Source organism: Litorilinea aerophila, from assembly GCF_006569185.2.
GTDB lineage: Bacteria > Chloroflexota > Anaerolineae > Caldilineales > Caldilineaceae > Litorilinea > Litorilinea aerophila.
In genome coordinates this window covers 15,350-39,550 of record NZ_VIGC02000017.1, presented here as the reverse complement: position 1 = coordinate 39,550, position 24,201 = coordinate 15,350, and the positions used below count along the sequence as shown (strand labels likewise).

Here is a 24,201-nt window from a genome sequence, read left to right as displayed (position 1 = left end):
ATAGCAACAGCCGGGACGTCAGTCCCGGCTGTTTTTTCGTGGCGGAGAGGGAGGGATTTGAACCCTCGAGGGCGTGAACCCTACGCGTTTTCGAGACGCGCGCACTCGGCCAGGCTATGCGACCTCTCCCCAGGGGTTGCCCCGCGAGGCAACCTGCTGTAACGTAGCTTTCATGGTAGCACAGGGCGGTCAAAGTGACAACTTTTCGCGATTTTGGGTTCCTGTTTGCCGGGTTTTTGCTGGGCACATCCAGGACCCTTGCCGTAAATATGAAGTCGTATGAATAACGTAAAATCCTACATTTGTCGCATGCAGGGAAAGCCCTTAACCCGTAAAATGAAAGAAATATGAGGAATTTGTCGGATTTCCTGTCTAAAATTGTCTGGGAGATAGGTCTCTTGCTGTCAAAAGTGCGCTAGAAGGCCGGTAAGCCGGGATCGTCTCCAACAAATCTTACAGTCCTGACACTGCTCTCTCAATGAAATCATCGCTTGCCTCATCCCTCGCCAGCAGGTGGACCCAGGTGCTCTTGCTCCTGGGTGTTGCTGTTGCCCTGCTTCTTCTTTTGGTGTTTTTCCTCCTGTTCTTGCCCCAAAATCAGCCGGTATCTGCGCCCACGTCTAATTTGTCCCCTTCCGCTGGGGTAGAGGGTGTGGCCGCACTGCCGTCCACCCCGCTTCCAGCGGCCCCGTCGACGTCGGCTGCGCCCGCGGGCATCCCGGCCGCTCCCTCCGATGGGGCGCGACCCGTGGAGGCGTCGGCAGCCCCTTCGCCCGATGCCCCGGTTGTCGATGATGCCCTGGGCGAAGACGTGGTGGCTGTGGTCAACGGTCAAGTGTTGCGCCGGGATCAGCTCCAGGTCATGGTGCAGGTGGATGGGGTGATGGCGGCCCTGTTGGGCACGCCGGCGGAGACGGTGCAGAGCCGCTGGCTTGACCGCCTCATCCACGGGGAACTGGTGGCCCAGGCGGCTGCCGCGGTTGGTTTTCGACTGCCTGCGGACGATGCGGAAGCCCGACTGACGTCCCTGCTGGCCCAGCGGGGCCTGGAGCATCAAGCCCTGTCCGACGCCCTGGCGGATGTCGGGGTGACGTGGGATGCCTTCCTGGCCTACTTCCAGCGGCTGCTCTTGACCGATGCCTTTGCTCGGGAACAGGCCGCGGCTCTGGGCATTCCTGTGGGCGACTACCTGGCCAACCTCCGCCAGCAGGCCCGGGTGAGTTATGGACCCATTGCCACGGCCCTGCTGAATGGGCAGATGGACCTGGCGCCGACCTCCGCCCCCGGCGACGAAATGGACCCGGCGGAGGCCACTGCCGACGACGTGCCCGTGGATCAAGCCACGGCGGCTACACCTGCCACACCCGAAGCGGCGACAGACGTGAACACGCTGGCCGATGCGCCTTCACCTTCTTCGGATGCGCCGGCCGAATCCGCCGGGGAAGCGCTGGTCAAGGAGCCCCGGGGCACGGCTGTGGGCCAGTACGCGCCTTCCTTCAGCCTGCCCCTCCTGGGAGCCGAGGCGGACACGCTTCTCTCCCTGGACGACAATTTCAGCGGCCAACCGCTCCTGCTCAGCTTTTGGACCACCTGGTGCCCTTACTGCCGCCGGCAGACGCCTGTCCTGGTGGAGGCTTATGGGCGCTACGCGGCCGCGGGCATTCAGTTCGTGGGCATCAATGTGGGCGAGGACCCGGCCCTGGTTGCCCGTTATGTGGAAGAAGCGAACATGCCCTACCCGGTCCTCCTGGACCGTCAGCAGCAGGTAGCGCACGCCTATGGCGTGCGTGGCTTTCCCACCACCTACTTTTTGGATACCCAGGGCCGCATCGTGGCCCGCCACATCGGCGTCTTGAGCCCAGAGCTGCTGGAGCGTTACCTGCAGCCCCTCTTGCCGACCGAGTGACCGCCAAGATAGCAGTTTGGACTTATCAGGGGTGATAACATGTACTACGCCGACGCCCGCGTCCTGACCGGCCTGGATCGCGATCAGCTTCGTCGCTGGTTGCACCTGTTGGTGATCCTGTCCATGGTGTTGACGAATCTGACCCCGTTGCTCCTCCCGGATCTGACCGCGCCGCTGAGCTTCCCCAGCAGCCGGAGGAGCCAGCCGGTCGCGCCCCTGCCTGTCGCCCCGCTGGCAGACGAAGGGGTCAACCCACCGGTCCCCTTTGCCCGTCCCGTTGCTCCCGCGTCCGGCGACCTGGGTGCTGCCCCCCTGGCCCTGCCGGACGCGCTGCCTGTTCTGCCCGCCCGGGAGCTGCCGGTGCCGGCTGTGGCCCAGCCGTTGGCCCAGCCAGGAGACCTGGGCAGCCTCTTGCCTTCCTGGTATGCAGGCTCCGCGGCCAGTCCGGCTGTAGATGCGGCCGTGGAAGAGATCGGTCCAGGTTGGCGCCTGTGGACGGGCGAACCCCTGGCCGCCTCACCCGCCCTGCCCGACCTGGCAGGATCGCCAGTCGCTGAGACCTGGCAGGGGATTGACACGGCGGCTGCGCCTGCCCCGGCTGCGCCCCGGTCCGGCGGGGAGGAGGACGCTGTGGCCCTGGCGCCTGCCTGGTTCATGGCCCTGAGCGCCGAGCCCCGGGCCACCCGCTCGGCCGGGCTCCAGGCGACGGGGGCTCCGGCTCCCACTCTGCAGCCGGCGGCAGGTGTCTGTGCGCCTGCCTCCCAGCTGGACATGACCCTCACCCTGCCGCCCTATGCGGTGAGCCGGGGCAATACAGCCGGCGATGTCTACACGGTGACCGTGCGCAACCAGAGCGCCATCAGCACCACCGAAGTGAGTCTGCTCATCAACCCCAACCAGGGATTTTACTACCTGGGCGGTTCGGCCACCGCCACCAGCAGCTACAGCGGCACCCTCTCTTATATCGATACGGGCACGGGCGCACCGGACGCCACGGCCACCATCACCCTGACGGGGGATGCCCAGGCCCAGGCCCTGGAGCCGGGCGAGGTGATGACCTTCACCTTCCGGTTGGCCACCAACGCCGACGCCATCTCGGCCCAGTTCCTCACCGTCCAACTGTTGAGCGGGAGCCCGTCGCCCATCAGCTGTAAATCGGCCACCGAAAATGTCCCCACCGTGCGGGGGAACCTGACAGTACAAAAGTCCCCCCAACTCCAGTCCGCCTCCTTCGGGGACACCATCACCTGGACGGTCACCCTGCGAAATACAGGGCTGGGGGTGGTGTACGGCGCCCAGCTTACGGACACCATCGGCAGCGGCTACGCCAATGTGACCCTGCCTCCGGCCACGCCTGTGGACCTGGCGGTGGGGGAGAATTTCCAGTATGTGGTCACGGCGACGGTGGCCTCCTGCACCAACCTGACCAACACCGTGGCCGCCACCTGGTCCATCGGCAACGCCGACGGCACCGGGACCTCTGGCAACCCGGTCACCGATGAGGTGGATGTTCTCTTCTCCCTGGAGGATCCGGCCGTCTCGGTGACCATCGGCGAGCTGCCCACTGTCAGCTACTGTGGCAGCCTGGACGCCGTGGTTCCGGTGACGGTCACCAACACAGGCGGGGCAGCCCGCAACCTGCGCCTCCAGGCCAGCGTGGCTGGGGCCACCCTGGCGGTGGAGAGCGGACCCTGGGTGCAGAGCGGCAACCAGCTCATCTACACCGGGGGTGTTCCCGCCGGGACCCTTCGGGCCGGCGAGACACTCACCTTCACCGTGCGTCTGACCACGGCCAACCTCTGTGCGGTGGAGACGGTCAGCCTGGATCTCACGCCGGTCTACCAGGATGCCTGCCAGCTTCTGGAGAAATCCGGCACGCCGGGTTCCACCAGCCAGTCCCTGGCCCAGGATTCACCGACCCTGAATGTGACCAAGTCGGGTCCCCAGGTGGTTGATTCTGGTGATACTTTCACCTATACCGTGACGGTAGCCGGCGACAATCAAGAAAATTTGAGCGGCCCCATTTTTGTCACCGATGTGGTGCCCGGCGAGTTGATCCTCAACTCGGTTTTGACCACCAGCGGCTCGGTCACCCAGAGTGGCGACACCGTCTACTGGACGCTGACGCCTGCCGGTACCGGCCCCTACAGCGAGCAGCTCTTCCTGAACGTCACCGTGCCGGACAGCGGCGTCTTTAGCTGTGGCGCCGGGGGCAGCGTGCTCAACACGGTGGCGGCCAGTTCGCCTACCTGCCCCGAGTGTAACCTGTCCGACAGCGATAGCCTGCTCACCTACGTGCAGGATCCCTTCAGCCCCAACAACACCTTTACCAAATCGGCGGCGCCCATTGAGCTCTGTAGCCCGGACATCAACCAGTTGATCTCGGTCAACATGTCCATCACCACCGGCATCACCTGGACGGGGGCCATCTACACCGATACCCTGGGCGCGGGCACCTTCAACGCGCCGTTCTATGTGGTGCCGGGCACCACCAGTGTCCTGGTGGATGGGGTGGACCGCACCGGCGATGTGACCATCACCCTGGGGCCGCCCCTGGTCATCGATTTTTCCAACATTGGCACCTTCAGCACCAGCGCGGAGATCGACATCACCTACCAGGTGACCGCGGCTGCCGGCTCCATCGTGAACGACGAGCCCAGCCAGACGGCCTTCCTCTTCTCCCAGTTCCGCATGGACAGCCCCCTTCCCGCCTGTAACGACGACTATATCGGCTATGTGGGGACCTTTGTCACCCTGCAGCGGGGCGATCTGACGGTCTCTGTGTCGCCGGAGGCCCTGAACGCCTGCCGGGAAAATACCGTCACCCTGACGGTGGACGGGGGCAGCCCGGATACCCTGACAGATCATGTGGTGGTGACCTTCACCGCCAGCGCGGGGGATGTAATGACGCCCACCAACTTCACCCTGGGGGGCGCCTTCGTGGGCTACACGCCCACCGTAACCCAGGCTGGCAACGTGGTGACCTTCACCTTCCCGCCCACCCTGGACCTGGATGGGCCGGGGAACATCAGCTTCCCCCTCTTCCGCTCCTGTGGGATCACCGATCCTCTGACGGCCGATCTGGGCTATCAGGACCGCTGTGATATCCAGCGGGATTCCCAGGACGTGGGCGGCACGCTCCTGAACCAGTCCAACGTGACCCTCTTTGCCACGCCCAACCGCTTCACCGTGAACGAGCGGGAAGTGGCCTGGCGCTTCTATGTGAACAACAGCGGCAACATCCCTGCCACCCAGATCGTGGTCACCAACACCCTGCCCGCGGGCCACGACTTTGTTACCTTCACCGTCTCCAGCGCCTCGGCCCCCCAGGCCGTGATCGATTCCGTCCAGTATGAGGTGGGGAGCCTGCCCGACGGCCGGGCCATCATCACCTTCACCATCCCGGCCGATCCGGGGCTCCCGGCCGGCACGCGCCTGCAGTTTGATGTGGAAGCTGCCATCCAGACCTGTCTCCTGCCCGACGTGGTGGAGATCCGCCTTTCCCGCAGCTGTGGCCAGGTGGATGGGGCCTGCTTCCCCAACTACGACACGGCCACGGTGGAGCTCTTGCCCCCCATCTCGTCCCTGTTGAGCAGCAACGACCAGACGGCCAACCTCCCCCTCTGTGAGCAGGGCGAGGTGGAACTGGTGGTCAAGAACACCTCGGCCCAGGCCACCGAGTTCAACTGGGTGATCACCGACGTGATCACCAATGCCATCTTTGTCACCGGCTCTGCCTACGCCACCGTGACCGACGAGAGCGGCGCCGTGGTGGCCGGGCTGGCCAACGTGCCCTTCACGCCCACGGTGCTGAGCAACGTGGTAGGCCTGGACACGGTCTACACCCTGACCTGGGACGTGGCCACCTACCCCACCAACACCCAGGCCTACCAGATCCTGGCCGAGCGGGCCGCCGGCGAGCAGGTGCTGATCCGCTTCCGGGTTCAGACGGACTGTCGGGGCACCCTGGTCTCGGTGCGCTCCTTTGGCACGGCCCGGGATGTGTGTGACCTGCCCCTGACCTTCAGCGAACAGAGCCAATCGCTGATTACCGATGCGCCGGAGCTGGTGGTGCGCAAGCAGGTGCGCAACGCCACGGAGAACAGCGGCTTCGATGACACCGCCTTTGCGGGCGTCGGCGATACCCTGGTCTGGGAGGTGGAAGTCCAGAACGTGGGTCCCCAGCGGGTGCTGAACCTCTTCGTGGACGACTTCCTCCCCAGCCAATTTACGGTGACCGAAACCACCCCCCTGACCAGCAGTCAGGACATTTCGCCCACCGTCCTTCACTGGGAGCTTCAGGGAGGGGATGCCCTGGGCGCGGCCGGCACGCCCACCGACACCATTACCTTCCTCATCACCGGCACGGTGGCGGCCCAGGCCTGTACCGCGGACAACACCAACCTGGTCCAGGCGTCCTACAGCTGTGGTGGGGACCTCTGTCTGACGGTGCCCGTCTCGGCCACCGCGGCCATCGACACCAAGCCGGTCTTCACCGTTTCGCCCCAGAATGCCACCCTGAACCAGTGTGGCCCTGGCCCCATTGAGATCCGGTTTTCCAACGACGGGGCTCGCGCGCAGAATGTGGTGTTGACCTACACCCTGCCCGCCGGCCTGGCCTATGCCGGCCTGGCCAGCGGCAATACCCCCACGCCCACCGTGGAGCCGGCCATCGGTGCCACCGGGGTGTTGACCTGGCTGTACAGCGCCATCGATCAGCTCAGCGACAACGTGCTGCGCTTCAATGTGTCCAGCGTGACTGGTACCTGCGCCACCCCGGGCACCAGCGGCGGCCACCTGGCTGACATCCGCTACGAGGATACGTGTGGCAATCCCTATGACGACGTGGCGGCGGTCGCCAATACCCTGACCATCCAGCGGCCGGCGTTCGCCGGCGATCTGGCCGGCGGCGCCTTCCAGACGCCCATCACCCGGGTGGTCCAGGCCGGGCAGAGCTACCAGTGGACCATCGGCGTGCGCAACAGCGGCACCGGCACGGCTTACAACGTGCTGATCACCGAGACGTTAGACAGCGGCTACACGGGAATCAGCGCGGGCGTTTCCACCGGCAGCGGCGGCGGTGAAAACATCACGCCGGTGGTCGCGGGCAATGTGATCACCTGGTTCATCCCGGCCCTGGCCGCAGGGGGCACGTTCCAGGCCGTCTTCACGGCCACGGTGGTGGCCGCGCCCACCGACCTGGGTCTGAGCCTGGATATCCACAGTGAATGTGACAACGGCGGCTGTCTCCAGGATGCCGCCACCTTCCACACCTATGCCAGCGCGCTGGCCATCTTCGACAAGGAGAACGATCGGGCGCAGGCCACCATCGGCGAGGAGCTCACGTCCACCATCACGGCCACCCTTTTCGGCAACTACGTCTACACCAATGTGGTGGTGACCGATATCCTGCCCACAGGGCTGGGCTACGTGGCCGCAGCGCTGACGGTCCGCCAGGATGTAGACGGCGACAGCGGCGGGCCCACGGTCACGGTCCACAGCCCGGACGTGGCGCCCGCCCCGGGCAACAGCGGCACCATCCAGTGGAACCTGGGCAACCTCCAGGGCCAGATCCAGATCACCGCAGTGATCACCTCCTTCGTCCAGAACATCGGCACCAATGTGGACGGACAGGTCCGGACCAACCAGGCCTACCTTACCTACCTGGACGACGGCCAGCCCTACCAGTTCACCGACTCGGACACGGTGACGGTGATTGAGCCGGAGTTGAACATTGCCAAAGGCCACAGCGCTGGCGGCAATGCCGTCCGGGCCGGCGACCTCATCACCTACACGGTGACGGTCAGCCATACGTCGGCCAGCAGCACCACCGCCTACGATGTGGAGATCGTGGACCAGATTCCGGACAAGTTCACCCTGGTGCCCAACAGCCTGCAGGTGTCGCCGCCGCCGGCCAGCACCTTTACCACCGGCCAGCGCATCAGCGTCACCTACGCAAGCATCGCGCCCATTTCGCCCACCATTGTCATCACCTACGTAGTGAGCATCGACGGCGACGCAGAGCCCAGCTCCCTCCTGACCAACACGGCCGTGGTCAGTTACACCAGCCTGCCCGGCCCCAATCCGAATGAACGGGATGGCAGCGGCGGCATCAACGACTATCGAGACGACACCCAGGCCACCGCCCGGACGGCCGACGTGACCATCGCCAAGGTGTTGTGGGACGACCGGGACTACACCATCGGCGAGGCCATCACGTACACCATCTACATCACCGTGCCCACCGGCCTCACCCAGTTGAACCCGGCCATCACCGATACCATCCCGGCCGGCCTGCGTTACATTTCGCCCACCAGCTTCCTCTCCCTGACCACTTCGCCGTCCTTTAGCCTGCCGGGTTACACCATCAGTCAGGTCCCTGCCGGCGGCGGGGATGGCAGCGGCGGCAGCACGGTCACCCTGGCCTTTGACGGCGACATCGTCAACCCCACCGGCGCACCGGCCACCATCCTCTGGACCATGCGCCTGGTGGTGGCGGATGTGGCCGCCAGCAACCACGGGGATGAGAAGCCGAACACGGCCACCGTGGCCTACCGCAACGCGGATGACAGTCCCCAGGTGACCACCACCGTGCCCGTCACGGTGACCCTGGTGGAGCCCCAGCTCGTGGTGGAGAAATCGGTTGTACCTGGCAACGCGCAGCCGGGCGACGTGGCCGCGTACGAGATCCTGCTCTACCACCACACCACTTCCACCGTGCCGGCCTACAACGTGGCGCTGACCGACGTGATACCTGCGGGCTTGAACTACATTTCCAACTCCTGGCAACAGTACGCCGGGCCGCCAGCTTCCCTGGTGGACGATGACAACCTGCCCCAACTCCTGGCCCGCTGGACGGTGATCCCCACCACCGTCACCGCGCTGAACCCCATCCGGCTGCGCTACAACGTGGTGGTGCCGCCGGAGACCCAGCCTGGGGCCCTCTTCACCAACATCGTCAGCACCACCTGGACCAGCCTGCCCGACGATCCCTACGGCGACACCCGGGACAGCAGCGGGGGCGTGGATGACTACATCACTTCGGACAGCGCGCAGCTCACGGTCAGCGAAGTGGGCATCAACAAGACCGGCCCCCTCACCGTGACGGCTGGCTCGGTGATCACCTACGTGCTCAGCGTCGCCAACAGCGGTCCCTTCACCGCTGTTCAGACCATCGTCACCGATACCATGCCCTTCCAGGTGGATACCACCGGCGCCACCTACCAGATTGGCGGCGGAGGCGGAACGGGCAGCTGTACCATCACCCCCGTCCCGGACGGCGATCTGGTGCAGTGCGTCATCGGTAACATTCCCGCCGGCGTCTCCGCCACCATCCTGGTGACCGCCACGGTGGATCCGGATACGCCCCACGGCGCGGACCTGACCAACCGGGCCGAATTCACCATCCAGTCCTCCGACGGCAGCCAGACCAACAACACGGCCACCTTCGAGACGGAGGTGTATGCCGAGGCCGACCTGGCCCTAAACAAGACGGGGCCCATCACGGCCACGGCGGGCCAACTGATAACCTACACCCTGGTGCTCACCAACAACGGTCCCAGCACCAGCCGTGATGTGGATGTGAAGGACTTCCTGCCGGCCGGGCTCACCTTCGTGGAAGGCTCGGCCAGCCAGGGCGGCTGTGTGGCCGGCATCTGCCAGCTCAACGATCTGTCGCCCGGCCAGGTGGTCACCATGGTCATCACCGCGTCGGTGGGCGCGGATGTCCGTGGGCTGATCACCAACACCGCCCAGAGCTTTAGCGACACGGCGGATCCCGACCCGAGCAACGATGTGGCCCAGTGGCCCACCACCGTGAGCGGCCTGACGGCCCTCCAGGTGGATAAAGTCGATCTGACCGACCCGGTCTATGCCGGCGACACCTACTTCTACGAAATCGTGGTCACCAACACGGGGCCATCCCTGGCCGAGAACGTGGTGGTGACCGATACCCTGCCCGGGGAGGTGAGCTACGAAGGCGCCAGCCCCGAATGTTCCGTCTCGGGCAGCGTTGTCACCTGCGTGGCCGGTGACCTGGCCGTGGGGGAGAGCCGGGACTACCTGATCCATGTCCGGGTGAACTCCGGCGTGGTCAGCGGTACGGTAGGCACCAACAGCGTCTGGGTTACCACCACCACGCCCATCGACGTGGGACAGAGCCGGCTCAACGACACCGAGACCACCACCTACCTGCAGCCGGTGGGCGAACCCACGGACCTGGCCCTGACCAAAGTGGCCGATCCGGCCGTGGTCTGGGCCGGCAGTGGCCTGGTGACCTATACCCTGGTGGTGACCAACCTGGGGCCTGCGCCGGCCTCGGCGGTGCAGGTGGTGGACGCCTATCCGCGGGACTTCCAATTGGTGAGTGCAGTCACCAGCAAGGACACGTCCGAGGCCCTCTGCGCCAGCGGTGGGGTCTGTGACCTGGGCGAGATGTCCATCAACGAACAGGCCACCATCACCCTGGTCTTCGCCATTCCGGCCGGGGTGAGTCCGGGCGTCTACACCAACACGGCCCATGTGAGCAGCCCGGCTCCGGAGCTGAACCAGGCCAACAACACCGATGAGGCCCCGGTGACCGTGGTGGCCCAGGCCAATCTGGCGCTGTCCAAGTGGGCCGTGCCGGATCCGGCCGTTCCCGGCGAGGAGCTGACCTACTACATCGTGGTTACCAACACCGGGCCGGCCGACGCCCACAACGTGACCGTCTCCGATACTCTGCCGGCCGGCTTCCAGCTCTCCCTGGTGCTGGCCAGCCAGGGGGGCTGCAATGGCCTGCCCTGCAACCTGGGGACCCTGCCGGCCGGTGGTTCGGCCACCCTCCAGATCATGGGTACGGTGGCCAGCGACGTCAGCGGCAGCGGTGCCCTGGCCAACACGGCCCAGGTGACCTCCACCACGCCCGGCTCCAGCGGCAGCGCCGTGGTGAATCCCGCTCTGGTTACCGAAGCGGATCTGGGTGTGGTCAAGAGTGGTACGGCCACGGCCGCCCCCGGAGACACGGTGACCTACACGGTGCAGCTCCACAACAGCGGGCCGGCCGACGCCCAGGGCGTGGTGGTGACCGACACCCTGCCGGCAGGCCTGACCCTGGTCGCGGTGACCCCTGGGGGCATCTGCACAGGGTCGGGGAGCACCATCGTCTGTTCCTTCGGCACCCTGGCGGCTGGCGCCACCGAGACGGTGTTGGTGACCGCAACGGTGGCCAGCGACGTGGCGCCGGGCAGCAGCCTGGAGAACCAGGTGACCGTGGGCAGCAGCACGCCCGACCCCAACCCCTTGAACGACAGCGACAGCGCGGATACCAGCATCATTGCCCAGGCCGACCTGACCATCACCAAGGAGCAGTTGGCGCCGGCCGGGGCGGTGGTGGCCGGGGAGCTGGTGACGTACGTCATCGTCATCACCAACACCGGTCCTGGGTTGGCCCGCTCGGTGGATGTGAAGGATGAGTTGCCCGTGGGTATGAGCCTGGTGGACATCCAGGCCAGCGGCGGCGGCATCTGTGGCGGGACGGTCTGCCAGTTCGGCACCCTGATGGCCGGCGAGAGTCGGGTCATCACCGTGACCGCCCGGGTGGGCAGCGACGTGTTGGCGGCCGGGCTGGTGAATGTGGCCGGCGTCTTCACGCCGGATGACCCGGACGATCCGGTGGCCAACAGTGCGGCCGTCACCACCACGGTCACCCAGCAGGCGGATATCACCGTCAACAAGGTGGCCCTCTACGAGCCGGTGGCGCCAGGGGGTGGCCAGCTCTATGAGCTGGTGGTGACCAATCTGGGGCCGTCGGACGCCCAGAATGTGGTGGTGACCGACACCCTGCCCGCCGGTGTGAGCTGGAGCGGTGGCAGCAGTGGATGCAGCCTGGTGGGGAGCGAGGCCGTGTGTACGGTCGGCACCCTGGCGGCCGGGGCGTCCCGCAGCTTCCTCATCGCGGTCACGGTCAGCCAGGCTGCCGAGGCCGGCAGCATCCTGACGAACACGGTCACGGCCCAGTCCAGCACCCCGGATCCGTCGCCTGCCAACACGGCAACGGTGACCAGCACGGTGCAGGGGGTGGGCACCCAGGCGGACCTGGCCATCACCAAGTTGACGGGTCAGGGCAGCGTGACCGCAGGCGAGACCATCACCTACACCCTGGTGGTGACCAACCTGGGTCCGTCGGCTGCTACCAACGTGGAAGTGCTGGAGCTGGTGCCGGCGGGCACCCAGGTGCTCTCCCTGGTGGCCCACAATCCGGACGCCAGCAACGAGTTCTGCAGCCTGGGCGGTGCCTGCCATCTGGGCACCCTCTTCAGCGGCACCACGGCCCTGGTGACCGCCACGTTGGCCGTAGACGCCTCCTACCAGGGGGCTACCCTGACCAACAGCGCCCATGTCTCTGCCGACCAGCAGGATCCCGACACCAGCAATAACCTCACCGACGTGAGCACGCCGGTGAGCCGTGCAGCCGACCTCTCGGTGGCCAAGCGGGATCTGCCCGATCCTGTCCGCATCGGCGAGACGCTGCTCTATCAGATCGTGGTGAGCAATACCGGCCCCTCGACGGCCTACGGCGTGGTGATCACCGATACGTTGGACGCCAATCTGGACTACGTGGGCGCGTCGCCCGGCTGTAGCGAAAGCGGCGGCGTGGTGACCTGTCTCCTGGGTACCCTGTTGCCCGGTGCCGTGCGGACGGTGCTGGTGGAGGGCCGGGTGGATGCCAGCCTGACGACCACCACCACCCTGAACAATAGCGTCGCCGTGGGCAGCAGCACCCCCGATCCCAACGGGGCCAACAACAGCGCCAGCGAGCAGACGGTGGCTGCGGGCAGCGACCTGGCGGCCACGGACCTGGCCATCGCCAAGGCAGCTACGCCCTCCACCGTGGTGGCCGGGGAGCGGGTCACCTTTACCCTGACCATCACCAACCTGGGGCCGGCTGCGGCCAGCAACGTGCAGGTGGTGGACGCCCTGCCCCTGGAAGGAGTGGTGCTGGAGGCGATCTCCGCCAGCCAGGGGACCTGCAACGCCGGCGTTACCTGTCTGCTGGGCGATCTGGCTGTGAACGGAACGGCCACCGTGGTCCTGGTGGCCCGGGTCCGGGGTGACCAGACCACACCGTTGCTGAATGTGGCCCGGGTGGCGTCCTCCAACCCGGACAGCAACCCGGACAACAACCAGGCCAGTGCCGGGGTCACCGTCACCGTGGACGATGACCTGCGGGTGCTGAAGCTGGGGCCGGCCACGGTGACGCCCAACCAGGGCATCGCCTACCAGATTGTGGTGAGCAACACCGGCCCCTCCCACGCCACGGGCGTGGTGGTCAGCGATCCCCTACCGGCCGGCATCATCAACGCCTATGCCTCTTCCAGCCAGGGGAGCTGCAGCGTAAGCAGCGGCACGGTGACCTGTGTGGTGGGCACCCTGGCACCTGGCGCCAGCGCGCTCATCCTGGTCAATGGGACCGTGGCCGCGGCGGCCACGGGAGACCTGGTGAACGTGGCCACCGCCACCAGCCAGGCAGATCCGGTGGGCGTCTCCAGCACGGCGACCACCACCGTGCAGACCGTGGCAGACCTGGCCCTGGATGTGACCAGTACCCCCACGGTCTACGCGGGCGAGACGGTGCTGGTCACCTACACGGTGACCAACAATGGCCCCTCGGTGGCAGAGGGCGCGGTGGTCACGGCGACCTTCCCGCCGGAGGTGAGTGCCCCGGCCGGCTGGACCCCTGTGGGCGGCGGCATTTACACCCGCTCCCTGGGCAACGTGCCTGCGGGTGCCCAGGTGGTCATCACGGCCCTGGTGACCACGGTGACCACCGTGGAGCCGGGCACCAGCATCCAGTTTGACGGGCAGGTGGGCAGCTTCACCGGTGACAGCAACCTGGCCAACAACCAGGACAACGCCGACACCACTGTGCTGGCCCTGGCCGATCTGGCGGTAAGCAAGACCGGGCCGGTGACTGCCACTGCGGGTTCGTTGCTCACCTTTACGCTGGTGGTGACCAACCTGGGTCCGTCCCAGGCCCAGGGCGTGGAGATCCAGGATGCCCTGCCCACGGGCCTGGTCTATCAGTCGGCGACAGTAACCCGCACCGGCAGCGGCCTCAGCAGCTGTGTCGCCGGCATCTGCCAGGTGGGGGCCGTAGCCGTGGGCGAACAGGTGACCGTGACCCTGGTGGCCCGGGCCGACGCCGACCTGGCCCCGGGCACCGTGTTGACCAATGGGGTCACCGTCTTCAGTGATTCCACCGATCCGGTGGCGGACAACAACGTGGCCAGCCATCCTGTGATCGTGGCCACCCAGGTGGATCTGCGGGTGACCAAGGTGGCTCTGAACAGCCCGGTTAACGCCGGCGAGGTCCTCTTCTACGAGATTGAGGTGGTCAACCAGGGGCCGTCGCTGGCCCGGGATGTGGCGCTGACGGATACGCTGCCGGTGAGCGTCACCTTTGCCGGCGCCAGTGAGGGCTGCAGTGTAAGCGGCAGCCTGGTCACCTGTGCCGTGGGCGACCTGAACCCGGGGGCCAGCGCCACTTACCTGCTGCAGGTTCGGGTGGACGAAGAGGCGGCCGACGGCCTGGAGCTCCTTAACCAGGTGTTGGTCGCGGCTAGCGGCGGCATCACGGCCACCGACAGCGTGACGGCCACCGTGCGCCAGCCGGCGGGTGGGGCCGTGGACCTGGCCGTGGCCAAGAGTGGGCCGGCCACCGCCCTGGCCGGCAACGTCCTGGCCTATACCATTCTGATCACCAACCATGGGCCCGCCGTGGCCAGCAGCGTCCAGCTGGTGGATGCCCTGCCCAACGGCGTGACCGTGATGTCCGTCTCCACCAGCCAGGGGACCTGCAACGCAGGAATCACCTGTGACCTGGGCGACCTGGCGGCTGGAGGCACCATCACCTTGGGCGTTTCGGTGCTGGTGGCCGGCGATGTGACCGGCAACCTGGTGAACACAGCCCAGGTGAGCAGCAACAACACCGACGTGAATCCGGACAACAACACCTCGAGTACCACCACGACTGTCACCGCCCAGGCTTCCCTCTACCTGGACAAGTCGGTGACCCCGCCCGTGGCCGATCCGGGGGGTCTGGTCTTCTACCACATCGTGGTGACCAACACCGGTCCCAGCACGGCGCGCAACGTGGTGGTTACCGACGTGTTGCCTGCGGAGCTCCAGAACCCCAGCGTCAGCAGTAGCGTGGGCGGCTGTTCCGGCTTCCCCTGCTCTCTGGGCGACCTGGCCGCCGGTGGCTCGGCCACCATCCAGGTGGTGGGTACCCTGGCCAGTTGGGCCACGGGCCTGGTCACCAACACCGCGTCGGTGACCACCACCACGCCGCTGGCCAACCCCGGCGACGACCAGGTGGACAGCGCGGTGGTTGCGGTGTCTGCCCTGGCGGACCTGGTGTTGACCAAGGCGGATTGGCCCGATCCGGCCACGGCCGGTGAGACCCTGCTCTACACCCTCACGGTGACCAACCGGGGGCCGACTCCCGCCGAACAGGTGGTTGTCACCGATTCCTTGCCCTTTGGCACCAGCTTCCGGTCGGCCTCCAACGCCTGTAGCGAGACGGCGCCCGGCTCCGGTGTGGTGGTCTGTGTGGCGACCACCGATCCCCTGCCGGTGAACGCGACCCAGGTCTTCACCATCCTGGTGGATGTGGCTGCCGACGCGCCGCTTGCACTGAGCCTGGTCAACCAGGCGGAGGTAGACAGCAGCACCCCCGATCCTGACCCGGACAACAATGTGGCCGAGGCGGACACCGAGGTGCTGGCCGTGGCGGCCCTCAGCGTCACCAAGGCGAGCGCACCCAATCCGGTGATCGCCGGTGAACTCCTGACCTATACCATCGTCATCACCAACCACGGCCCGTCGTCCGCCACCGATGTCCGGGTGATCGACACCATCCCCGACCGCACCAGCCTGGTCTCGGTGACGGCCAGCAACGGTGGGGTCTGCGACAGCGGCATCATCTGTCTCCTGGGGACCCTGGCCGTCAATGAAGTCGTGACGGTCACCATCGTGGTGGACGTGGATGCCGATCTGCGGGCCGGCTATGTGTTCACCAACACGGCCAGCGTCCTCTCCGAGCAGTTGGACCCGCCGGTGCCGATCCAGGCTTCGACGGCCACCACCGTGGCGGAGGTGGTAGACCTGAAGGTGACCAAGCAGGACTTCCCCGATCCGGCCACCATCGGAGGCACCATCCGCTATCAGCTGCTGGTGGAAAACGCGGGGCCGTCCGACGCCTTTGACGTGGTGATCACCGATACCCTGGACAGCAACACCACCTTTGTCCAGGCCACCCTGGGCTTCAACTGCACCAGTAGCGGCTCCGTCGTCACCTGCACCATTCCATCCCTGCCGGCTGGCTCCTCCCAGTTGATCGAGATCATCGCCTCGGTCAACAGCGGCCTGCCGGACAACCTGGTGGTGACCAACACGGTGACTGTGACCAGCGGCTCCATCGAGCTCAACACCCTGGACAACCAGGACGTGGCCACCACCACCGTGCGTTCGGGCACCGATCTCAGCGTCTCCAAGTCTGGCCCAGAGCAGGTCATCGCGGGCACGACCCTGACCTATACCGTGGTGGTCAACAACCTGGGGCCGTCCGAGGCCCTCAACGTGACCCTGACCGACACCCTGCCCAGCGCCATCGTGACGGGCAGCCTGGCTGTGACCGTCTCCAACGGCGCTTCCTGTACCCTGGTGACCGGCTCTGGCAGTCCGCGCCTGGTCTGTCCCCTGGGTAACGTGGCCGTCGGCATTACCAACAGCGTCCGCATCACGGTGGTGGGTATGGTGGCGGCCGGCACCACCATCGGCACCCAGTTGGTCAACCAGGCCACGGCCCAAAGCAGCGGCACCCTGGATCCCAACCCCAATAACAACAGCGCCGTGGTAGAAACGATGGTGGTGGGCAATTCGGACCTGGCCATCGCCAAGACCGGCCCCATGACCGCCACAGCCGGTCTGGACCTGGTGACCTATACCCTGGTCATCACCAACCTGGGTCCATCCCTGGCCCAAGGCGTCTTCGTGGAGGACATCCTGCCCTCCGGGCTCACCTATGTCAGCGCGGACAGCACGTCTAGCATCCAGCCCGGCAAGGGGACCTGTTCCCAGGGGGTGGGCTGTTCCATCGGCAATGTGGGCGTCTATAGCCTCACCGGTGAAATCATCACTGTCACCATCGTGGCCTCGGTGGACGCCGATGTGGAGGATGGGGCGATCCTGACCAACACGGCCACTGTGGACGGCCTGGTGGCCGATCCCAACCTCCAGAACAACCAGGCCTCTGTCACGACGACCATCCAGAGCCTGGCCAACCTGGAGCTGGACAAGGCCACGCTGAATCCCACTGTGGCCGGCGGCGAAACCATCTTCTACCGGCTGACGGTGACGAATACCGGGCCGTCGGTGGCCAAGAACCTGGTCATCACCGACACCCTGCCGCCCAGCGTCACCTATCAGGCCGCCGGCGTGGACTGCCTGCACGACGGGAGCGCCCAGGGCGGGCTGATCACCTGCATGGCCGGCGACCTGGGCGTGAACCAGCGCTACGAAATCCTGGTCACGGTGCTGGCGCCCAATGACGTCATCAGCGGCACTGTCCTGACCAACACGGCCACCGCGGATGCCGATAACGCCCTGCCGGTCAGCGATCTGGTGACCAACACCGTCCAGCAGACCTTCGCCCCGCCGGCGGATCTGGCCGTCCACAAGGTGGGCGATGCCGTGGTGACGGCCGGCGGTCAGGTGACTTACACCATTCTGGTGACCAACAATGGCCCGGCCATTGCCACGGACGTGGATCTGAAGGATACCCTGCCCGAAGGGGTCACCCTGGCCGGCAGCAACGCCGCCAGCAGCACCCAGGGGCTCTGCCTGCCCGACCTCTACGGCGTGCTCTGCCAGTTTGGCACGGTGGAGGTGGGCGCGGTCATCACGGTGACGGTGGTGGCCCAGGTGGATGCTTCCCTGGCCGCCGGAACCATCATCACCAACCTGGCGGAAATTTTCGCCGATAACCCCGACCCCAACCCGGCCAACAGCCAGGATCTATTCACCTCCACGGTGACGACCCTGGCCGACCTTTCCATCGTCAAGGTGGCGGAGAGCGGCCATGCCGATGGCGCGGCTGTACCCGGCGAAACTCTGACCTATCGGCTCTATGTCTACAACACCGGCCCGTCGGATGCAGCCCAGGTGGTGGTCAACGATCTGCTGCCCATGGGCTTCAGCACCACCAGCGTGAGCAGCAGCGTGGGTGGCTGCACTGCCCTGCCGTGCAACCTGGGTACCCTGCCGGCCGCGCCCAATGGCCTGCCCGGTGGGATCCCGGACGCGGTCATCACCATCGTTGGGCAGTTGGCGCCGACCCTCACGGGTACCCTGACCAACATGGCCAGTGTCGCCAGCGCCACGTCCGATCCGGACCAGGCGAACAACAGTGCGGTGCTGGCCACGCCCCTGGCGCCGAGGGCCGACCTGTCCCTGGTGATCGGCTCCACGCCCACGGTCAACGCCGGCGAGCAGGCGACCGTGACCCTCACCGTGGTCAACCATGGCCCGTCGGACGCGGCCGGTGTGGTGGTGACCGTGACCCTGCCGCCAGGCACGGCCTTCAACACCGCCACCCTGCCTGCCGGCTGGACGGCCACCGATCTGGGCGGCGGCCTGTTCCGCCTCACCACCCCCGACCCGCTGCCCCCAGGGGCGTCCCGGGAGATGACCCTGCGGGTGGATGTGGATCCAGATGTGGTGCCCGGCACCAGCGTGGAGTTCACCGGGGAAGTGGGCAGCAGCACTCCCGACGGCTCGCCGGACAACAACCAGGGCGATGCGGACACCAGCGTGGTGGCGTTGGCCGATCTGCAGCTGACCAAGCATGGCCCGGCCACCGTCTTCGCGGGCGACCTGATCACCTACACCGTGGTGGTGACCAACCTGGGTCCCTCCACCGCCCGGCTGGTGGATGTGAAAGACTCCCTGCCCGAGGGCGTCACCTTCGTGCGGGGGACCATCCAGCGCTCCGGCAGCGGTGTCAGCGCCTGCGCCCAGGACATCTGCCAGACGGGGGACATGGCCCTCGGCGAAGTGGCCACCGTCACCCTGGTGGGCCGGGTGCCGTCCGGTCTGGCAGCCGGTACTGTCCTGAGCAACACGGCCACCGTCTTCACGGCCACGCCCGATCCCGAGCTGGACAACAACCAGGACAGCCTGCTGACCACGGTGGAGACCCTGGCCCGGCTGCGCATCGACAAGCGGGATCTCAACGACCCGGTCAGCCCGGAATCGTCCCTGGTCTACGCCATCGATGTGGTCAACGACGGCCCCAGCGATGCCCATGATGTCACCGTGGTGGACGTGTTGCCCACGGGCGCCAGCTACATGAGCGATACCGATAGCTGTGTGGAGAACCCGGCCGGCGTGCTCACCTGCCAGTTGGGCACCCTGCCGGCCGGCGCCTCCCGCAGCTTCCTCCTGGTGGTCTTTGTGGCCCCAGACGTGCCCACCGGCACGGTGCTGCGCAACGACGTGAGCCTGTCCAGCAGCACGCCGCTGACCGACTCGGTGCTGAGCGATTTCGCCGAGACCACGGTCCAGCAATTCTTCGGTCCGCCCGCGGATCTGGCCCTGGAGAAGCGGGCCAACAGCGGAGCCGCCCTGGCCAGTGGCCTGGTCACTTACACCCTGGTGGTGACCAACTACGGCCCGGCGAACGCCACCGACGTCAAGATCATCGATGCCCTGCCGGGTGGCCTTACCGTGGTCCAGGTGACCAGCAGCCAGGGGCTGTGCGATCAGGGGGTGGTCTGCCTGCTGGGGACGCTCCCCTACAACGGCAGCCCCAGCACGGCAACGGTGACCATCGTCGCCCGGCTGGCTTCCAACATTCCCGACGGCACCGAGCTGCTGAACAGCGCGCTGGTCCAGGCCAACCAGCCCGATCCGGATGAGGACAACAACCTGGACGACGTGCCTGTGGAAGTGGGCGCTGTGGCCGACCTGGCCGTGGTCAAGCTCGGTGAGCCGGCGTCTGGCGGCGACGCGGCGGTGGCCGGCCAGACCATCATCTATCACATCCAGGTGAGCAACCTGGGGCCGGCCGACGCCCTGGGGGTGGTGGTGACCGACACCCTGCCTGCGGGCGTGACTGCCGTGGAACATCCCGGGTGTGACCTGGTTGCCGAGGGCATCCTGCGCTGCTCGCTGGGCGGCCTGGCGGCCGGCGCCAGCCAGAGTCTGCGGGTGGTGGTCAGCCTGCCGCCCGACGCCGCCGGCGAGCTGGTGAACCATGTCCAGGTGGGCAGTGACACCCGGGATCCGGTTCTGGATAACAACCAGGCCGAGGCCCGGCACCCCGTGGCCACCCAGGCGGATGTCAGCGTTCTGAAGAGTGCCAGTACCGACCTGGTGGTGGCCGGGGAATCCATGACCTACACCCTGTTGGTGCAGAATGCTGGCCCGTCGGTGGCTGAAAATGTGGTGGTGACGGATGCCCTGCCTGCCGGGCTCATCTTCCTGGGCGCCACGCCAAATCCGGACGGTGGGCCGGCGCCCCTGCGCTGGGATCTGGGCAACCTGGGCGTGGGCGAATCCCGTACCTTGCAGATTCAGGTGGTGGTGGATAGCCCCCTGCCCAAGGGCATCCTGATACGCAACACGGCCTATGTCTCCAGCGACACGGCCGATCCGAATCTGGCTAATAACCGGAGTGAGGCCCAGACCCAGGCCTTTGGCGTGGCCGACATCGAGGTGGACAAACAGGCCAGCCACAGCCCGGTCGAAGCTGGCGACACGGTCACCTACACCATTCGGGTGCACAACCGGGGTCCGTCCATCGCCGAGGGGGTGGATGTGAAGGAAGTGCTTCCGCCGCAGCTCACCCTGCTCCAGCTCCAGGCGAGCCAGGGCGTGTGTGTGGACCATATCTGTCAGTTGGGTACCCTGGCCGTCAGCAACACGGTTATCATCACCGCGGTGACCCAGGTGGCGCCAGACCTGCCGCCCGGCACGCCGGTCGACAACGATGCGGTGGTCTTTGCGGAGACGCCCGATCCCGAAGAGACCAACAACACAGGCGAGCGGGCCGTGGTGGTGGGGCCGGTGGTCAGCCTGGCCATCACCAAGACGGGGGAGATCACCCACGTCTATCCGGGTCAGCGGATCACCTTCACCATCGGCGTTTACAACGCGGGGCCATCACCGGCGATCAGCGTCGTCGTGACGGACTTCCTGCCGGCCGGGCTGAACTATGTGAGCGCCACCGTGCCCTGCACGGTAACTGAAACAGGCGTCCGCTGCCAGCTGGGCGACATTCCGGTGGGCCAGGAACAGCGGTTCACCCTGATCGCAACGGTGGATGGCAATGCCCTGCCCGGCGTGGTCCAGAACGTGGCCCGGGTGGTCACCGACCTGCCGGCCTACGATCCTATCCCGGATGACAACGAGGATGTGGTGGACGTGATCATCGACAACCGGCCGGATGCCATCGAGCTCCAGCGGTTTGTGCCGGTGGTGGAGAACGGATACCTGGTGTTGACCTGGTCCACCGGCCTGGAGGTGAATACCCGGGGCTTCCACATCTGGCGGAGCGTCGATGGGGAGCGGGCCCATGCCAGCCGTATCACCCCCAACCTGATCCAGGCCCGGGGCAACAACAGTACCTACCGCTTCGAAGATACCACGGCCGAGCGCAACGTCCGTTACTTCTACTGGCTACAGGAGGTGACGCGAGACGGGGCCACCATCGAGTATGGGCCCATCGAAGGCATGCTGGCGCCGTGGGACGGATACCGGATCTATCTGCCCCACGTTGAGCGTCGGTAAGTCGGCGGATCTTTGAAAGGCGCACCTGAAAGCAGAGAGGGGCGGGTTCACAACCCGCCCCTCTCTGCTTGTTCGGCTCTGCTTGTTCGGCGATTACACGGCTAATTTTCCAGGGCTTCCACCCCTACCTGCTGCTTGAGCCACGCTTCGATGAACGGGTCGATCTCCCCGTCCAGGACCGCGGTGGTGTTGCCCGTCTCCACGTTGGTACGCAGATCCTTGACCATCTGGTAGGGATGGAGGACGTAGCTGCGGATCTGGGTGCCGAAGTCGGCCTGGACATTTTCACCCTTGAGGCGGGCCTTCTCTTCGGCCAGGCGCTCCTGCTCCAGCTCGTAGAGCTTCCCCCGCAGCACCCGCATGGCCGACTCCCGGTTCTGGGTCTGGCTGCGTTCGTTCTGGCAGGTGACCACGATGCCAGTAGGCAGGTGGCGGATGCGTACGGCCGTGGCATTCTTCTGGACATTCTGGCCGCCGGCCCCGCCGCTCAGGAAGACCTCGATCTCGATATCCTTGGGGTCGATTTCGATGTCGATGTCCTCGTCCAGCACCGGCATGACCTCCACCTTGGCGAAGCTGGTGTGCCGCCGGTTGCTGGCGTCGAACGGGCTGAGGCGGACCAGACGGTGGGTTCCCTTTTCTGCCTTCAGGTAGCCGTAGGCATAGGGCCCCTCCACCTCCACGGTCACGCTCTTGATGCCGGCTTCTTCCCCCTCGGTCATGTCGGTGATGGTGGTTTTGTAGCCACGCTTTTCCGCCCAGCGGAGGTACATGCGCAGGAGCATCTGGGCCCAGTCCTGGGCTTCGGTGCCGCCCGCGCCGGCATGAATGCTCAGGATGGCGGAATCCGCGTCATGTTTGCCGCTCAAGGCCAGAGCAAACTGATGCTTCTCGAAGTCCTCCTCCAGCGCGGTGGCCTCCCGTTCCAGCTCTTCCAGCAGCCCGGGATCTTCGTCTACCTCGGCCATTTCGCATAGCTCGAGGGCATCCTGCGCCCGGCGGTAGAGGCCTTCCCAGAGTTCTACCTGTTCTCGCAGGACGCTAAGTTCCTGCATTTTTTTCTGTGCAGCCTGCTGGTCGTTCCAGAAATCCGGTGAGATGGATTCCTGTTCCAGCGCCTGCACCCTTGCCTGCTTTTGTGGCAGGTCAAAGACGCCCCCTGATTACGTCTACCTGCTCCACCAGCCGTTTCAGCCGATTGCATAATTCGCTCATGATGAACCCTTTTCACTCCTCTGTTTATGCCGATTCCAAAAATGACTTGGCTGCAGAAAGCCACGGATGATCCAGGTGCGCCCTGGGGCTTCCGAGCCACACGTCCTCTCCCTGCGGTACCCCCGCAGTGCCACGAGCCACGAGGGCGCATCCGCTATGAATCGCCCAGCAGGCCCTCCACAAAGGCCACCGGGTCGAAGAGGGCGAAGTCCTCCAGCTTCTCGCCTGTGCCCACAAAGCGTACAGGCACGCCCAGCTCCCGTTTGATGCTCAGCACGGCCCCGCCTTTGCTGGTGCCGTCCAGCTTGGTGAGGACAATGCCGGTCACGCCGGCACTCTCCTTGAAGCTCTTGGCCTGGGAGATGGCATTCTGGCCCGTGGAGGCGTCCAACACCAGCAGGACCTCGTGGGGCGCGCGGTGGACCAGCTTGCTGGCCACGCCCCGGATCTTCTCCAGCTCTTTCATCAGGTTGAACTTGGTCTGGAGCCGGCCCGCGGTATCCACGATGAGCAGGTCAGCCTTGCGGCTTTCCTGGCTGGCCCGGATGGCGTCGTAGACTACGGCCCCCGGGTCTGCCCCCGGCTCATGGGCAATCACGTCCACCCCAGCCCGTTCCGCCCAGATCTTGAGCTGATCAATGGCAGCGGCCCGGAAGGTATCCGCGGCGCCCAGGACCACTTTACGGCCTCGCTGTTTGTAGTAGTGGGCCATCTTGCCGATGGTGGTGGTCTTGCCGGAGCCGTTCACGCCGACCACCAGCACCACGGTCAGGATGCGGGGCTCGTCGATGTGCAGGGGCTCGTCCGACTCCAGAAGCCGCACCATCTCCTGTTTGAGCACCAGGTAGGCGTCCCGGGTGCTCTTGATCCCCTCCCGCTCTACCCGGTCCCGGGTCCGTTCTACCAACTCCATGGTGGTGGCCACCCCCACGTCGCCCATGATGAGGGTCTCTTCCAGCTCTTCCCAGAGGGCTTCCGTGATTTCATTTTCCTGGAAGATGGCCCCCAGCCGGCCCAAGATGCCGGACCGGGTCTTCTGCAGGCTTTCTTCTAGCTTGACTTCGTCCTGGCTTTTGGTTTCTGATTTGCCGAATAGTCGCCGTAACAATCGACTGCTCCTGGATGAGAACATTCGGCGCCTGGCAGGGCCGCCGAATCGCAATGCAGAATCGGGATCACAAAGAGAGACGCGGAAAGCCCGCGTCTACCCACGACCAGGATTATAGCACGGCTACGGGGGCGCATCCAAG

4 protein-coding genes and 1 tRNA gene are annotated in these 24,201 nt (G+C 65.9%); 2 read left to right on the top strand and 3 right to left on the bottom strand.

The features are described 5' to 3' along the window. Positions 1-39: 39 nt before the first annotated feature. Positions 40-129 (bottom strand) — tRNA-Ser (locus FKZ61_RS13810). 523 nt (positions 130-652) lie between these two features. Between FKZ61_RS13810 and FKZ61_RS13805 the strand changes: the two genes are divergently transcribed. Further along, entirely contained in the window at positions 653-1,906 is a 1,254-nt protein-coding gene (locus FKZ61_RS13805) for a redoxin domain-containing protein (protein WP_229964258.1), read from the top strand. A 39-nt stretch (positions 1,907-1,945) separates the two neighbouring features. Further along, positions 1,946-21,736, top strand: a complete 19,791-nt coding sequence (locus tag FKZ61_RS13800; protein WP_141610714.1) for a DUF7507 domain-containing protein — start codon at positions 1,946-1,948, stop codon at positions 21,734-21,736. A gap of 101 nt (positions 21,737-21,837) precedes the next feature. Here FKZ61_RS13800 and prfB read toward each other — a convergent pair. Together prfB and ftsY are read right to left on the bottom strand one after the other, a co-directional pair. Beyond that, positions 21,838-22,951 (bottom strand): peptide chain release factor 2 gene (prfB, locus tag FKZ61_RS13795; protein WP_407659916.1). Its coding sequence is split into 2 segments (ribosomal slippage): positions 21,838-22,884 and positions 22,886-22,951, totalling 1,113 coding nucleotides; the frame shifts between segments, so codons are not numbered across the junction. 154 nt (positions 22,952-23,105) lie between these two features. Next, positions 23,106-24,059, bottom strand: a complete 954-nt coding sequence (gene ftsY / locus FKZ61_RS13790; RefSeq protein ID WP_141610712.1) for a signal recognition particle-docking protein FtsY — start codon at positions 24,057-24,059, stop codon at positions 23,106-23,108. Positions 24,060-24,201: the final 142 nt, after the last annotated feature.